The 16,435-nt window shown below is 63.0% G+C and carries 11 protein-coding genes; 1 reads left to right on the top strand and 10 read right to left on the bottom strand.

The window, feature by feature from the left end:
- Positions 1–43: 43 nt before the first annotated feature.
- Positions 44–1,072 (bottom strand): threonine/serine dehydratase, encoded by a 1,029-nt coding sequence (locus BUA38_RS25625; protein WP_072822295.1) that lies wholly within the window; start codon positions 1,070–1,072, stop codon positions 44–46.
- A gap of 116 nt (positions 1,073–1,188) precedes the next feature.
- Complete coding sequence (locus BUA38_RS25620; protein ID WP_072822293.1) at positions 1,189–1,989, bottom strand: UDP-2,3-diacylglucosamine diphosphatase; 801 nt, start codon at positions 1,987–1,989, stop codon at positions 1,189–1,191.
- A 295-nt stretch (positions 1,990–2,284) separates the two neighbouring features.
- On the opposite strand from BUA38_RS25620, the gene BUA38_RS37085 reads away from it, so the two are divergent.
- Positions 2,285–2,572: a hypothetical protein gene (locus BUA38_RS37085; protein ID WP_156898723.1), complete on the top strand. Its 288-nt coding sequence runs from the start codon at positions 2,285–2,287 to the stop codon at positions 2,570–2,572.
- A gap of 129 nt (positions 2,573–2,701) precedes the next feature.
- Here the strand turns inward: BUA38_RS37085 and BUA38_RS25615 are convergent, their stop codons facing one another.
- The 8 genes from BUA38_RS25615 to BUA38_RS25575 form a co-directional block, all read right to left on the bottom strand.
- Entirely contained in the window at positions 2,702–5,869 is a 3,168-nt protein-coding gene (locus BUA38_RS25615; protein WP_072822291.1) for an efflux RND transporter permease subunit, read from the bottom strand.
- 4 nt (positions 5,870–5,873) lie between these two features.
- Positions 5,874–7,154, bottom strand: coding sequence for an efflux RND transporter periplasmic adaptor subunit (locus BUA38_RS25610; RefSeq protein WP_244553048.1), 1,281 nt, complete (start codon positions 7,152–7,154; stop codon positions 5,874–5,876).
- Between the two features lie 366 nt (positions 7,155–7,520).
- Positions 7,521–9,707 (bottom strand): GAF domain-containing protein, encoded by a 2,187-nt coding sequence (locus BUA38_RS25600; protein ID WP_072822287.1) that lies wholly within the window; start codon positions 9,705–9,707, stop codon positions 7,521–7,523.
- 97 nt (positions 9,708–9,804) lie between these two features.
- Positions 9,805–12,978 (bottom strand): efflux RND transporter permease subunit, encoded by a 3,174-nt coding sequence (locus BUA38_RS25595; RefSeq protein ID WP_072822286.1) that lies wholly within the window; start codon positions 12,976–12,978, stop codon positions 9,805–9,807.
- Entirely contained in the window at positions 12,975–14,408 is a 1,434-nt protein-coding gene (locus tag BUA38_RS25590) for an efflux RND transporter periplasmic adaptor subunit (protein WP_072822284.1), read from the bottom strand. Before BUA38_RS25590 ends, BUA38_RS25595 begins: the two co-directional genes overlap by 4 nt.
- On the bottom strand, positions 14,405–14,812 hold the full coding sequence (locus tag BUA38_RS25585; RefSeq protein WP_072822282.1) for a FixH family protein: 408 nt from the start codon (positions 14,810–14,812) through the stop codon (positions 14,405–14,407). The genes BUA38_RS25590 and BUA38_RS25585 overlap by 4 nt, the downstream gene beginning before the upstream one ends.
- A 108-nt stretch (positions 14,813–14,920) precedes the next feature.
- Positions 14,921–15,298, bottom strand: a complete 378-nt coding sequence (locus BUA38_RS25580; RefSeq protein ID WP_072822280.1) for a hypothetical protein — start codon at positions 15,296–15,298, stop codon at positions 14,921–14,923.
- A gap of 123 nt (positions 15,299–15,421) precedes the next feature.
- Positions 15,422–16,273 (bottom strand): metal-dependent phosphohydrolase, encoded by an 852-nt coding sequence (locus BUA38_RS25575; RefSeq protein ID WP_072822278.1) that lies wholly within the window; start codon positions 16,271–16,273, stop codon positions 15,422–15,424.
- Positions 16,274–16,435 lie beyond the last annotated feature (162 nt).

Below are 16,435 nucleotides of genomic sequence, written 5' to 3'. Positions count from 1 at the left end.
CGCGTGCTGCCACGATAACAGACCGATCAGGTTCCGGCGAGAACTAGCACCGCGGCGATGCAAGCCCGCAGGCGATCAGGCGCGAATAAAGTTCCGAATCCACGTTGCCGCCGGACAGCACGATCACGATCGTCTTGCCGCGCGCATCGATGCGCCCGGCGAGTAGTGCGGCGAGGCCGATCGCCCCGCCCGGCTCGACCACGAGCTTCAATTCGCGGAAGGCAAACGCCACCGCGGCGCCAACTTCCGCATCGCTCGCGGTGACTCCTTTCGAAAGCAGCTTGCCGTTGATGGCAAAAGTGATCTCGCCGGGGATCGCGGCCATCAGCGCATCGCAAATGGTGCGGCCCTTGGCGCCATGACCCTCGCGCTTGCCCGCGCGCAGCGAGCGGGCGTGATCGTCGAAAGCTTCCGGCTCGGCCGACATCACCTGCGCCTGCGGAAAGCGCGATTTGACGGCGGTGGCGACGCCGGCAATGAGGCCGCCGCCGGAAACCGGCGCGACGACAATGTCAGGCGCGATGCCGAGCGCGGCGAGGTCCTCGCAGATCTCCCGCCCGATGGTGCCCTGCCCCGCGATCACCTTGGGATCGTCATAAGGCGGCACCAGCGTCGCGCCGTTTTTGCCGGCGATGTCGCGCGCGATCGCCTCGCGGTCCTCGCGATCGCGATCATAGAGCACGACTTCCGCGCCAAAGGACTTGGTGCGCTCGCGCTTCAGCAGCGGCGAATCCACCGGCATCACGATGGTGGCCGGCATGTTCAAAATCTTCGCTGCCGCGGCCACGCCCTGCGCGTGATTGCCGGACGAAAATGCGACGACGCCGCCCTTGCGGGCGCTTTCCGGTATCGAAGCAAGCTTGTTGAATGCGCCGCGGAACTTGAACGAGCCGGTGCGTTGCAAGACTTCCGGCTTGAGAAATACTTTCGCACTGAGGCGATCGCAGAGCACCGGCGGCAACAACAGCGGCGTACGGACCGCAAACGGCGCAATCACCTTGGCGGCGGCGTCGATATCGGCGGAACTCACGGGTACGTGAGATGGCGGCGCGTGCGAAAGAGGTTCGTTCATGGATCGGATTTAACGCCTCTCGCGCGGCGGCGGCAAGAGCGCAGACAAGGGCGCAAGCGACCTTCCGTTGGTCAGAAAGAAGGCTGCCGTAGCCCGAGCGGTATGCCGTGGCAGGCTTACGCGGCGGCGCGCGCCGCGACCGCGGGAACCAGCGCGTTTTCACGTTGCAGATCGGTCCAGCTGATGATCTCAAACCGGCCGTCCTCATGCTCGACGAGCGCGGTGCAGCTTTCGACCCAGTCGCCGCAATTCATGTAGCGGATGCCCTGCTCGTCGCGGATCACGGCATAGTGGATGTGGCCACAGATCACGCCCTCGGCGTCGTAGCGGCGGGCTTCGGCGACCAGCGCGTTTTCGAACGCGCCGATATAGTTCACCGCCTTCTTGACCTTCTGCTTGGCCCATTGCGACAGCGACCAGTAGCCGACGCCGAACAGGCGGCGGAAGAAGTTGACCAGCCGGTTCATCTGGATCGCGAAGTCGTAGGCCTTGTCGCCGAGATGGGCGAGCCAGCGCGCGTTCTGCACCACGAGATCGAAGATATCGCCATGGATGACGAGATAGCGCTTGCCGTCGGCGCCGGTATGCACGGCGTTTTCGACCACATCGATGCCGCCGAAATGCGTGCCGTAATATTTGCGCAGGAACTCGTCGTGATTGCCGGGGATATAGATCACCTTGGCGCCCTTGCGCGCCTTGCGCAGCATCTTCTGCACGAAGTCGTTATGCGATTGCGGCCAGTGCCAGCCCGACTTCAGCGCCCAGCCATCGACGATGTCGCCGACCAGATAGATCGTGTCGGCATCGTGGACGCGGAGAAAATCAAGAAGTTTGTCGGCCTGTGAACCGCGCGCTCCGAGATGCACGTCGGAGATAAACAGGGTGCGAAAATGCCGCTCCGGCTGTTCTTCACTCATCGAGTCACTTCCCATGCGCGCGCCTAACAGATTCCGATGACAATTCCATGACTGCTACAATCCGGCGTCCCATCCGAATCGAAGCGTTGCCGATTATGACTTGCGATAACAGCCGCTTGCGACAAACAGGCGACATCTGCGGGGTGCGAGCAAGGTTCCTTTCGACCAACAATGGTTAACGCGTTTGTGCCAAGCGAAGGCCATGAATCCGCGCTTCCCGCGACACAATGCGTCCGAGCCGTGCACAGAAATGAGCCACTCTTGAATCGAGGGCGCAGGGAAAGCCGGGTGTCCAATGCACCCGCAGCTCCGCGTGCAAAAAATGGAAAGCACGCAGATAAGTTCACCACAGGTTCACCGGATTGATCCGGCCTTCCCCGCGCGAGTGGTTTTAACGGCTTCTTTCGCGCTCTCCCTGGTGATCGGGCTTTGTGTCACCATCCCCGGTGCGATTGCCAAAGCAATCGTCACCGCGTTGATGCCAGCGTCGAGGCATCAGGACCACACGACTTCGCCGTCCGCCTGTCTGCGCATTCGTCAGCCGCACCGCAAGCGTCGACCGCATCCCGCCCAACGTTCGTGACGATGGCCAACGCCCCTCGTATCAAGCGAGACGGGCGAAGAACTGCCAGTGATTTGCCCGTCGCCTTAAGCGAAATATTTTTGGCAAGAGGACTGGACAGCTGGAATCAGATTGAAGCGGCTCGAGAAATCAGTGTTTTGGCGCTTCCGCTTGTCCGAGCGCTGGCTTGTCGGCCTGCGGCCGGGATCCGGGCCGCAGCCGTTCGCGCGCCGCCTGAAACGTCACGTAGAGTGGCGGGATTGCAAAGATGCCGATGAAAGACGCCAGGATCATCCCGCCGAACACCGGAGTGCCGACGTCACGACGCGCAAGCTCGGAGGCGCCCGTCGCAACGACCAACGGCAACAGTCCGAGGATAAAGGCAAACGAAGTCATCATCACCGGACGGAATCGCAGCCGCGAGCCCTCGGTGGCAGCCTCGAGCAACGGGACTCCCTTTTCACGCTGCTCCTTGGCAAATTCGACAATCAGGATGCCGTTCTTGGCGGCAAGGCCGATCAACACCACCATGCCGATCTGCGCGTAAAGATCGAGCGTGAGGCCGCTCAGGGTCATGGCAATGAAAGAGCCAAGAATGCCGATCGAAACCGACAGCAACACAGGTACGGGAATCGTCCAGCTTTCGTACAATCCAACCAGAAACAGATAGGCAAACAGCACCGCAAACCCGAGGATGATTCCTGTCTTGCCCTCAGCGCGCTTCTCCTGGAATGCCGTGTCGGTCCATTCTCCAGCGTAGCCGGGAGGCAATGTCTTGGCGGCTACGGCTTCCATAGCCTTCAGCGCCTGTCCGGACGAGACGCCGGCGGCGGGGCTCCCTTGAACGGTCACTGCGCGAAGATTGTTGTAACGGATCAGCGCCGGCGGTCCGACTGCGACTCGCGCTTCCGCCAGGCTTCGAAGCGGGATCATCTTGCCGTCGGCATTCCTGACGTTGATGCGATAAATATCGTCAATGCTGGCCCGGTCGGATGCCTCGGCCTGGACGTTGACCTGCCACCGCCGCCCAAACAGGTTGATATCGTTCACGTAGATGCCGCCCAGCGACGCCTGCAGCGCCTGGAAGACATCGTTCAACTGCACCCCCAGGATCTGGACCTTGTCGCGGTCGATATCGAGGTAGATCGACGGGTTGGTGGCCGAGAACGTGCTGAACACGCGGTTCAGTTGCGGATCCTGGTTTGCCGCTACTACAAGGCCGCGCAGAGCCTGCGCCATCGCCGCCGGGCTGCCACCGCGCAGGTCTTCCAGAACGTAGGCGAAGCCGCCTCCGGTACCGAGCCCGATGATCGGCGGTGGCGCGAGCGGGACGACCACCCCATCACCGATCTGACGGAATTCCGCGCCCAGGCGCGGAATCAGTGCTGCCACGCCCAATGATCGATCCTTCTTGCGCTCATCGAACGGCTTGAGGGTCACGACAATGAACCCGGAGTTGGATGCAGAATAGCTGTCGATGAAGTTCAAACCGATGACCGAGGTATAGTCCGCGACGGCGGGGTCCGCCTTGAGGATCGCCTCCGCCTGCTGGATTACGCCAGCTGTCCGCGCGACGGACGAACCGCCCGGCAGCTGGACGACCACGAACAGCGCGCCCTGATCATCCTCAGGCAAGAAACCGGTGGGCGTGATTTTTGCCAAGCCGAGCACACCAGCGCCGGCAACTGCGACCATGACGAGTCCGATGATCGACAGCCGTACGATGCGCGCCACGGCCGCGCCGTAGAGGTCACGCACATGGTCAATCCCGCGCATCACATAGCCGATCGGACCGCGGCGCGGCCCATGATGTGGCCGCAGCAGCACGCCGCCCAGCGCCGGGGACAAGGTGAGCGCGTTGATCGCCGAGAGGAACATCGACACCGCGACAGTGACCGCAAACTGCCGGAACAGCTCGCCGGAGATGCCCGGAATAAAGGCCACCGGCACGAACACCGAGAGCAGCACCATGGTGATGGCGATGATCGGAGCGGTGATCTCCGACATGGCCTGTTTGCTCGCCTCGGCGGGCGACAATTCCGGATGTTCTTCCATCACGCGTTCGATGTTCTCGACCACGACAATGGCGTCGTCGACCACAATGCCGATTGCGAGCACGACCGCGAGCAGCGACACCGAGTTTGCCGAATAACCGACGGCGAGCAACACAATGAAAGTCCCGATCAGGCTGACCGGAACAGCGACGGTTGGAATGAGGGTGGCGCGGATGCTGCCGAGAAAAAGGTAGACCACGAGCACGACGAGGATGAAGGCCTCGAACAGCGTCTTCAGTACCTCGTGGATGGTGTCGGTCACGAAGACGGTCGGGTCGTAGGTGACTTTCCAGTCCAGGTCCTCGGGGAAACGCGTCTGCAATTCCTCGATCTTGGCGCGCACCGCCTTCAGCGTGGCGATCGCATTTGCGCCGGGGCTCTGGTACATGGCGATGGCTGCGGCCGGTCCACCGTTGAAGCGGGTATCGCGATCGAGATTTGCTGCACCCAGATCGATTCGCGCCACGTCGCCCAGGCGCAGCACCGATCCGTCCGGGTTGGTGCGCACGACGATGTTCTCGAATTCCTTTGCTGAAGTCAGCCGGCCTGTCGTTTGAATGTTGAGCTGGAGCTGCTGATCGTTTGAGATGGGTCGTGCGCCAATCCGTCCGACGGCCGCCTGAACGTTCTGTGCCTTGATCGCGTTGATGATGTCCCCGGTCGTCAGGTTAAGGCCGGTCAGCCGATCGGTCCGTACCCAGGCGCGCATCGAGTAGTCCTGCGCACCCCAAAGGCTTGCGTCCCCGACACCAGGCGTGCTCCTGATCGCATCGAGCATGTTGATCGTGACATAGTTGGACAGAAACAACGAATCGTGCGTGTGTTTCGGTGAGTACAGCGCGATCACGCCGAGCAGGGCTGACGACTTCTTCTTCACCGTGACGCCTTGTTGCTGCACAGTTTGCGGCAGGCTGGAGAGTGCAACCTGCACCCGGTTGTTCACGTTGACGGTGTTGATGTCAGGATTGGTGCCGAGCTCGAAGGAGACGATCAGTGTGTAGCTGCCGTCGTCGCCGCTGACGCTCTTCATGTAGATCATCTTGTCGACGCCGACCACCTGCGCCTCGATGGGTTGGGCGACCGTCTGGTCGACCACGGTGCTGTTGGCGCCGGGATAGAAAGTTGTAACCGATACCTGCGGCGGCACGATGTCGGGATATTGCGCGATGGGTATGGAATAGAGCGCGAGTGCACCGGCGATCGTCGTGACGATGGCGATGACGATTGCGAGCCGCGGCCGATCGACGAAGATGGCTGACAGCATGGCCTCAACCCCCCTGGTTGAGCGCCGGCTGAAGCGGAGTCGCACGCACCGGCGCGCCGGGGCGCACGGACTGGAGTCCCTGTACGATGACCTCCTCACCGCCGTTGAGCCCGGACTCCAAAGCGACGTCAGTGCCGGTTCCCCCTGTCGGCTTGACCCGCTTCACGACCGCCTTGCCGTCTTCCACGACGAACACGTAGACACCCTCCTGGTCGGCAATGAGGGCCGCCTGCGGCACCACGACTTGCTCCTTCACGCTGCCACTTTCCAGATCCACCCGCACCCGGACGAACTGACCGTCGATGAGGCTGGAAGCGGGATTCGGGAAAGTGGCGCGCACCAGCACCGTGTCTGTCGCGCGATCGACCGTCACGTCGACGAAGTTGATCCGTCCCGGCTGGTCGTAGATCGTTCCATCGGCGAAACGAAGACTTGCCCTGAGGGCGCTGAGATCGACCTTGGTCTTGGTCTCGCGCGCTTTCAGAAAATCGCGCTGGCTGACGGGGAAAGTGACATACATCGGGTCCTGGCTGACGATCGTGGTCAGTGTGCCGCTACCCGGACTGACGAGATTGCCTTTGGTCACGTTTGTCTTGCTGATCTTGCCCGCGATCGGCGAAGTAATATCGGTGTAACCGAGATTGATCTTGGCGGTCGCGAGGGCGGAATCGTCGCTCAGCACCGCGCCCGCGGCCTGATCGTCCGCTGCCTTTTGTTGATCGCGCGCCACCACTGTGCCGACGTTCTTGTCGAGCAACTCCTGGGCGCGCTGGAGTTGCAGTGCGCTCAAAACCTTTGCAGCCTTGCTGCGTTCGAGCGCGCCCTCGGCCTGCTCGACCGCAGCCTGGAACAGCCCCTTTTCGATACGGTAGAGCGGGGCGGCTTCGCTGATCGCATCGCCCTCCTTGAACAGGACGGCTTCCAGGAACCCCGTCACCCGCGCCTGGATATCGACCCGATTGATCGCATCGACGCGCCCAACGAAGTCGAGCGAAAGTGTGATCGGCTTGCGTTCGGCCTTGACAACCCCGACGGGAACAGGAGCGGATGCTTGTTGTGCACGTGACGGCGAGACAAAGGCTGCCGCCAGCAATAAAGCGCAAATCGCAACGCGAACCGCAGCTCCCGCATCACGCCCGGACGTTCGGGCGACGCAGCATGCATGTCCGGCCTTCAGGCGCTGCCGTGCAGCGTCGTGCGAAAGTACATTCCCTGGAATTGTCGGCGCTTTCGTTTCCTTTTGCGCCGCCTGCATGGAGCCGAATGAATAGCAATCACTGCACATCAACTCCCCCCTTTGGCGAATGTCTTTTTTACGTTAGCTCGATGATGGCGCTTTCTTTCGGATCAGCCGATGCAGTTTCGGCAACTTAGACTAAATGTTTTGCGGACAGAGCCTCGCATCCAATTTAGCGCTTTTCCCGTTACCACGCCACGTTTACTTGCCCAAAATAGAGATCATCGATCATGCGGCCATCATGCGCCGGTGTCGACTTGGGATGCCCGTGATCGACTTCAATCCTTTGTATGTCGGGCAAAAAGAACAGCCCCAGCTTTGGGGAAAGCTGGGCCTGTCTCAGGAGGACATGACGCCCGGTGACCGGGGTAATCGCGGGGTCGCAAGGTAGATTCATTCCGAGGCTGATCCTGCCTAAATCGGAGGACCTGCCGCCCGCTTCTCGGCGGTGCGCGCGAGCAGGCTTACCGCTGTTTCGATCACCTGCTCCTGGCTACACGGCTTGTTCAGGACAGGGATGCCGCGAAAGGCTTCCGGGAGCGCACTGCCATTATAGCCTGTGACGAATGCGAACGGGATGTCACGCTGTGACAATGCGCTCGCGATCTGGTCCACCGGGCTGCCGTGCAGATTGGCGTCGAGCAGGACGCCATCGAAGTGCGATCGCTCGATCAGTTCACATGCTTTCTCAACGGTCGTGACCGGCCCTTCCACGCTGGCCTTGACGTCCTCGAGCGCACTGACGATGTCGAGCCCGATCAAGGGCTCGTCTTCGACCACGAGGAAGCGCCGCCCTTCGAGACTATGGCTGTCAGCCGTACCGGTGCTCTCTACGGTTCGCGCGCTCGTCGGCGCCGCGTTGGCCTCGCTGGCGATGCCGCAGCTAAGCGGAAGCACGATGCTCCAGCTAATCCCCTCCGGCTCCGACGTCATGTGCGCTTCGCCGCCCTGCCCCTTCACGCTTTGAGCGATCAACGTGGTGCCAAAGCCCGGCGTTGGCGAAGGCGCGACGAGCGGGCCGCCGCGCTCCGTCCAACGCATGCGCAGTGCATCATCCGCCACCCAGGTTACCGACACGCGGCCGGTCGGGACCGACAGCGCTCCGTATTTCGTGGAGTTGGTGGCGAGTTCGTGCAGGACAAGCGCCATATGAAGAGCCACCTGCGAGTCGAGCCGCACAACCGGCCCCTCTGCCGTCAATCGCGCATCATCGCCGCGTCCCAGAAGTACCTGATCGCCGATCAGCTCGCGAAGTTCTGCGCGTTGCCAGCTTGTCTCGCTGAGCATGTTGTGAACGCGGGCCAGCGCCTGGACGCGGCCGCCAAAACTCCTCGCAAACTCCTTCGGGTCACGATGACGCGTCAGCGTTCGGTGCGCCATGGCTTGCACCACGGCAAGCGTATTCTTCACACGATGATTGAGCTCGTTCAGCAAGAGGCGCTGGGTTTCGGCGGCCCGTTTGCGTTCGATCAGGTCCGCCGTCGGACGCGCCAGAATGTCGAGCATGCGGAGGTCGCGTTCGGAAGGCCGGTGCGGCCTGGCCCAATGGGTCGAGATCATGCCCACCAATTTGCCGCTGCGCGCGATGAGCGGCGTGCTTTGCCCGGCCCGGATGCCTGCCGCCAGCAATGCGTCGCGGTCCGGCTTGCCGGCCATGAAGGCGCAGTTGGCGACGTCCTCGGCGATCGCGCGCTTGCCGGTTCGCAACACCTCGCCGCAGGTGCATCCGGAATCGGCGCGTACCCATTCCCAGAAGCGCATGCCCTCTGGTGACAGTCCTCTCGACGCCAGCATCTGAAGCTCACCGGCGGGACCGCGCTCCGGGTGAAAGATCAGCACCATGGACACTTCGGACTGCATGATCGTGGCCGCCGCCTCGGCCAGCTTGCCGTAAAGCGCGTCCTCATGGGCCTCGTCGAGGAGTTCAAGGCTGATTTGCCGGAGCAGCTCGCTATCCCGCAATTCGGATTCGAGCTGGCTTTGGGTTTCCTGAAGTTTATGGATGGCAGAACGCCGCTGTTCGGCGCGCTCGTGCCGGGCGATGATCATCGCAGCGGTCTGCGTGATCCTCCCGGCGAGTTCGGTATCGTTTGCGGTCGCCTCACGCGGCTCCGGCCAATAAAGCGCGAACGTCCCGGCGAAGCGTGGGCCGGCTGTGTGGATCGGAAAACTCCAGCAGCCGCGATAGCCGAACCTGGCAGCCATCCATAGCCAGGGCTCCCATCGCGGGTCACCTCTCACGTCGGCGGTCAACACAGCCTCACCGGCCGCAAGGCCGCATGCGAGCGATTCCGGACCGATGGCGCAGCCGTCCGCGGCTTGCGCATATTCGGCGGACATGCCGACGACGTGATGCAGGGCTGTGCCATCGGCGTTGGCGTGATAAAATGCCGCCCGGACGCCGGAGCCCAACGCAGCAATAGCCGTGTCGACGAGAATGCCGAGCGACTCGGCAAGAGGGGCATCGCTCAGGGCCGATTCAAATGCTTGCCGCTGTCCGGATAGCCACGTTTCCCGTTCGCGCAGCTCTTCCCGCCTTCGCTCATCCAGGTCATCGCGCAGCGTGGAATGTGAAGGTCGGGGCTGGGCTTCCGTCAACACATCAGCGTCCTCTGCAACGAAAACGGCGCCTCGGCGGGCGCCCGAGAGCGTTGCATATCGGGGCGGCGAAAGCTAGCGGGGAAACGTGGAACCCGAGCTAACGTGCTGGCAGCTCAACAGTTCCAGCGGTTCCGGTCTCCGCTGCCCCAGCGTTCGAGGCGCGCGGCAAACGAAAACCCTCGACGAGGGCGAAGATCGCGGGAATGACGATCAACGTCAGCAGCGTCGAGGAGATCATGCCGCCGATCATCGGAACGGCGATGCGCTGCATGATCTCCGAACCGGTGCCTGTGCTCCACAGGATCGGCAGCAGCCCCGCCATGATCGCCACCACGGTCATCATCTTCGGCCGGACGCGCTCGACGGCGCCGTTGAGGATCGCTTCGCGGAGATCGAGCTGACTCAGCGTTCGCCCCTCCGCGAGGCGGCGCTGCCTGATCTCGGCGAGCGAATGGTGGAGATAGATCAGCATCACGACGCCGGTCTCGGCGGCGACGCCGGCGAGCGCGATAAATCCGACCGCAACCGCGACCGAGAGATTGAAACCGAGCCACCACATCAGCCAGAGCCCGCCGACCAGCGCGAACGGCAGCGACAGCATGACGATCATCGTATCCGTGACCGACCTGAAATTGAGGTAGAGCAGCAGGAAGATGATGAGCAACGTCGCCGGCACCACGATCTTCAGCCGCGCGGTGGCGCGTTCCAGATATTCGTACTGCCCGCTCCAGACTACATAGTAGCCTGGAGGAAACGCGACGCTGGCCTCGACCGCGCGCTGGGCGTCCGCGACATAGCCGCCGAGGTCGCGATCGCGGATGTCGACGTAGATATAGGTCGCGAGTTGCGCATTCTCGGTCCGGATCGAGCTTGGGCCACGCGCGAGCTGGACGGTCGCGACCTCCGCCAACGGGACGGCGCCGCCGTCCGGCATGGCAACGAGGATGTCGCTTGCGATCTTCGCCGGGTTGTCGCGGAGGTCGCGCGGATAGCGCATGTTGACCGTAAACCGCTGCCGGCCTTCGACGGTCGTCGTCACCGCCTGTCCGCCAAGCGCGGTCGCAATCGTGTCCTGGACGTCCTGAACCATGATGCCGTAACGCGCGAGCGCCGCCCGGTCGGGCACGATCTCCAGATAGTAGCCGCCGAGGCCGCGCTCGGCATAGGCCGACGATGTGCCGGGGACGGTTCTCAGCACCTGCTCGATCTGCCTTGCGAGGTGATCGATCTCGACAAGATCGGTACCAATCACCTTGACGCCGACGGGGGTGCGGATGCCGGTCGAGAGCATGTCGATGCGCGCCTTGATCGGCATCGTCCAGGCGTTCGATACGCCCGGAAATTGCAACGCCTTGTCCATCTCGGCGATCAGGCCGTCGAGGGTGAGGCCCGGCCGCCATTGCTCCTTTGGCGCGAGATTGACGATCGTCTCGAACATTTCCGGGGGCGCCGGATCGGTCGACGTCTCGGCTCGGCCGGCCTTGCCGAACACGGAGGCGACCTCCGGGAACGACTTGATGATGCGGTCCTGCATCTGCATCAGCTCAGTGGCCTTGGTGACGGAGATGCCGGGCAACGTGGTTGGCATATAGAGCAGCGTGCCTTCGTTGAGGTTTGGCATGAATTCGCTGCCGAGCTGGCGCGCCGGCCATATCGTGATCGCCAGCGCCGCGAGCGCGAGCAGGACGACGAGGGTTCTTGCCCGCAGCACGCCCTTGATGACCGGCCGGTAGATCCAGATCAGGAAGCGGTTGATCGGATTCTTGTGCTCCGGCACGATCCGGCCGCGCACGCAGATCACCATCAGCGCCGGCACCAGCGTCACCGAGAGCAGCGCGGCCGCCGCCATCGCGAACGTCTTGGTGAAAGCGAGCGGGCTGAACAGCCGCCCTTCCTGCGATTCCAGCGTGAAGATCGGCATGAACGAGACGGTGATGATCAGCAGGCTGAAGAACAGCGCGGGCCCCACCTCCGCCGCCGCCTCGATCAGGACCGCAATGCGTGACATTCCCGGCGCGGCGCGCTCGAGATGCTTGTGCGCGTTCTCGATCATGACGATCGCAGCGTCGACCATGGCGCCGATCGCAATGGCGATGCCGCCGAGGCTCATGATGTTGGAGCCGATGCCGAGCAGCTTCATCGCGGCGAAGGCGATCAGGATTCCGACCGGCAGCATCAGGATCGCGACGAGCGCGCTGCGGACGTGCAGCAGGAACACGATGCACACGAAGGCGACGACGAGGCTCTCCTCAAAGAGCGTATGCTTGAGCGTGTCGACCGCGGCGTAGATCAGATTGGAGCGGTCGTAGACGGGAACGATCTCGACGGATTTCGGCAAGGACGTTGCGATTTCCCTGAAACGCTTCTTGACGTTCTCGATGACGTCGAGCGCGTTCATGCCGAAGCGTTGTAGCGCAATGCCGCCGGCGACTTCGCCCTCGCCATTGAGTTCGGTGACGCCGCGCCGCTCGTCTGGCCCGAGTTCGACCCTGGAGACGTCTCGCAACAGGACGGGTGTCCCGCCGTCGTTCTTCAGCACGATGTTGCCGAGGTCGTCGATACCCTTGAGATAGCCTTTGCCCCGAATGACGTATTCGAATTCCGACAATTCGACCGTGCGCCCGCCGACATCGGCATTGCTGGCGCGGATCGCGTCGCGAACCTTTTGCATGGTGATGCCGAGATCGCGCATCCGCTGCGGATCGAGCACCACGTTGTACTGCTTCACAAAGCCGCCGACGCTTGCGACCTCCGCCACGCCTTCGGCTTTCGCCAGCGCAAATTTCAGATTCCAGTCCTGGATCGTCCTGGTGTCGGCGAGATTCAATTCTCTCGACATCACGGCGTATTGGTAGACCCAGCCGACGCCGGTGGCGTCGGGACCGATGGTCGGGGTCACGCCCGCCGGGAGGCGCGCGTTGGCGGCGTTCAGGAATTCGAGGACCCGCGAGCGCGCCCAATAGATGTCCGTGCCGTCTTCAAAGATCACATAGACGAACGATACGCCAAAGAACGAGAAGCCGCGGACGACCTTCGATCTCGGCACCGTCAGCATGGCGGTCGTCAGCGGATAGGTGACCTGGTCCTCGATCACCTGCGGCGCCTGCCCTGTATACTCCGTGTAGATGATGACCTGCGTATCGGAGAGATCGGGAATGGCGTCGAGCGGCAGATGGACCAGTGCGTAGATTCCGGCGGCGGCGGCAAAACCGGTCCCGAACAGCACCAGCAACAGGTTGCGCGCCGACCAGGCGATGAGGCGGGCGATCATGGGCGAGGCTCCTGGCCGGCCGGCCGTTGCATCTCATCTGCCTCGGCAAAGCCCTTGAGTGCCGCCTTCAGGTTGCTTTCGGCGTCGATCAGGAAATTGGCTGAGGTCACGACCGCTTCGCCCTCAGTGACGCCCTTGACGATTTCGACGTAACCACCGCCGCGGCGGCCGGACCTGATCTCGCGCGGTTCGAAACGGCCATCGCCCCTGTCGATCAGGACGGCCTGGCGCGCGCCGTTGTCGAGGATGGCGCTTTCCGGCACGGCCAGCACTGGGTCCGGCGCTCCCGTTTCGATCTCGGCGTCGACATACATCTCCGGCCGCAGCACCTCGTCGGGATTGGGCACCTCGACACGGATGCGCGCGGTGCGCGTCCGGGCGTTGAGATGGGGATAGATCAGCGCCACGGTGCCGGTGAACGTATGCCCCGCGAGCGCGCGCGGATGGATCGTCGCCTTGGCGCCGATGGTAACTTGCGGAAGATCGCGTTCGGCGACGTCGAGAAGCGCCCAGACGATCTGGTGGTCCGCGATCCGGAAAAGCACCTCGCCCGGCGCGGCGCGCATTCCGTTCACGGCATTGCGTTCGAGGATCTCGCCATCCTGAGGCGCGAGCCACGGAATCGACAGCGAGATCTCGCGGGTGCGTTCGATCTCCTTGACGGCAGGCTCCGGCATCGCGAGGTTCTCCAGCCTCCGCCGCGCACCCTTCAGTTCTTTTCCCGCAGCGCCGACGCTGATCGCGGAGAGATATTCGGCCGCGGCGCTGGAAATCGCCGGACTGTAGACGTTCATCAGCGGTTGCCCCTTCTGAACGTGATCGCCGGTCGTCACGTTCGCGACGCTCTCGACGAATCCCTCGAAACGCAGCGTGACGACCGAGACGCGCCGCTCGTCCAGCTGGATCGTGCCGGGCACGCGGATGACCGACCTGACGGGCTGCCGCATCACCGGCTCGGATTTCGCGCCGCTGCGCTGAATCCTGCCGGGCGAAAGCTTGACGGAGCCATCGTCGCTGTCTTCGTCCTCGTAGACCGCGATGTAGGCCATCCCCATATTGTCTTTCTTCGGCGTGGGAGACTTATCCGGCAGCCCCATGGGGTTGCGATAGAACTTGATCCTTCGCTCGGGTTTCGCCTCGGCTGCCTTTTTGTCCGCGGACGTCTCCTCGGGATCGTTGAAGCTGACGTCGGTGTCCGCCGGCACGGCGCGCCAGTCGCGGCCGTCAGGGGTTTTCTTCGGCGTCGGCGAATAGAGCGGCTTTCCGTCGGGGTCCTGATAGTAGATCGCGCCGGTTTCGGCCGCTCTCGCCGATGGCATGATGGACGGCGCGGCGAACGGCCTTGCGCGTGGCATCCCGCCCGCGACGAAGGCGGCGCCAGCCACTGCGACAATCGCAGCGGCTGCGCCCAGCGAGATGGCGCGGTTCATTTTTGCGCCGTGATGACGAGCTTGCTTTCGACGGTGCCGGTCTCGCCCTGAACCTTGGCGCCGAGCGACAATTGCCAGCGGCCGGCCATGCCGAAGGTGGCCTTGAAGCGGTAGGTGCCGGGCTCCGTTCCCGGCATCGCCGTCACCTTCGTCGCCATCTCCTGCATGCCGTCCGGCGACATGTCGAGCCGGGACGCGAACACGACGGCATCGGCCACCGGTGTTCCGGTCTTCGTGTTCACCAGCCTGACCGTGACGATCTTGTCGGCGCCGGGCTGGACGGTCGGCTCGACGAGCTGGAATTCGTAGTCGGTGATAGCGGCGAAGGCGAGCTTCGGCGCTGCCGCCAGCAAGAGTGCGATCAGCGCAGCCGCGATGGCGCGCGTGCTTGTGGAAGTCTTCATGATTGTTTTTCCTCGAAACGTCTGATGGTGGCCGCAAGAGTCGCGGCATGCGACGATGCGCACGGCCGGTCGTGGTCGCGCGTCAACGTTCCGGCGGAAAGCCGCCGGTCAGACGGTCGTTCGAGGTGGTTGGTCGGGCGGGTGCTCGCCCAGCCCATCGATCAAGAGATCGTCGGGCAGCGCGAAGGCGCCAAGCGAGAACGCGCGTTCGAGCAGCGCAGCAGCGCCGTCGGGCGGCGGCATGGTGATCGTCAGCATGCAAAGGGCGACGAACGAGCAGGACCCGCAATCCCTGGCTTTCTGGTCGGGCTGGCCGGGGCAGCACGGCATGTCTTCCGCCATCTGCATATCTTCGGCCATCTGCACTTCGTGGGCGGCGGCGGCCATATGCGAGGCGGCCACCGCGGGTGCCGACAGCGGCGCCACGAGCAGCCCCGTCGCGACAGCGAAAGCGATCAGCCAGTTGAAGACTTTCCGCAGATCCATGGCCACTTTTCGCACACCACGAACAGCCCTGCAAACCGCGGGCTCATCACGATTGCGCCAATTCACAGTGTCTCCGGGAGAAATTATTCAATAGTAACCATGTGTTGGCGGCCGTACCGCCGGTCATAGCTGCGGACCCGACAGGTGCAGCTCGCGCTCGGCGCGGAAAACATTGGCATAGAGGTTGGCGATCCACTGCCGTCCGCTCGAGGTGACGTTGAGGTAGCGTATCGCCATCTGAATTTGCGGCGCGACGTTGTTCCAGTAGAACTGCGGGTACTTGTAGACGACGTCGGCGGGCGTGTCGTAGCCGAGCTTCTTGTTCAAGCCGATTTCCTCGAATTCGTAGAACAGCGCATTGGCCTTTCTCAGGTAGTTGGGATCGCCGAGCTGGCCGATCAGATCGGCCGCGCGCAGCAACAACCCCTCCTCCTCGGTCAGATCGTCGTCCTCGTTCGAGGAGGAGGTATATGGAAAGCGGGTATATTCGATGGCCCGCGCGATCCTGCCCGCATCCACCTCTTCGGTCCCGTCGAGGCGCTCGGAGACGAACAGCTTCGAGCGGTCGACATGATAGGGCGCGAGCGCGGCATCGGACGACCCTCGCGGCAATTGAACCGTGCGGCCAGAGAGATCCGCGACATAGGATTCGCCGTCATCGCCTTGCAGGATTCCGCGAACATATCCGATGTCATGGGCAAGGCAAGCCAGGATGAAATTGGCATAGTCCTCGGCGGTGGTCGCCCGCAGCATCTGCCGGCCCATCAGGATGTCGTGCCCGGCAAGCGTGACCAGCATCGAGTGCTCGATGTTGTGATAGAGCGCGTCGCTGTTGCCGATGCAATCAAGGGTCAGCCGGGCCGCGAAGGGCACGACTTCGGCGAGCCGCGCATGTGAAGCGCCAAACCGGCTCTTGGTGTCCGACGTCAGGAACGACCCCAGGGCCTGCGCCACCAATTCCGGAATAGTGATCATCGCAACACCTCAAGCGCGGTGATTAATTCCTTCGTCGCGGCTGCGAGGATAGCACGCCCGTCCCATCCGCGGCTGGCAAATCATTGAAAATTGAGCATTCGGTGCGGCCGAAGCGATTGTCCGCCCTTTCGCCGTGCCCTAAAAGCCGGGACGGGAAGCAAG

It is taken from the genome of Bradyrhizobium erythrophlei (assembly GCF_900142985.1).
GTDB lineage: Bacteria > Pseudomonadota > Alphaproteobacteria > Rhizobiales > Xanthobacteraceae > Bradyrhizobium > Bradyrhizobium erythrophlei_B.
This window is presented reverse-complemented; position numbering and strand designations above follow the sequence as displayed.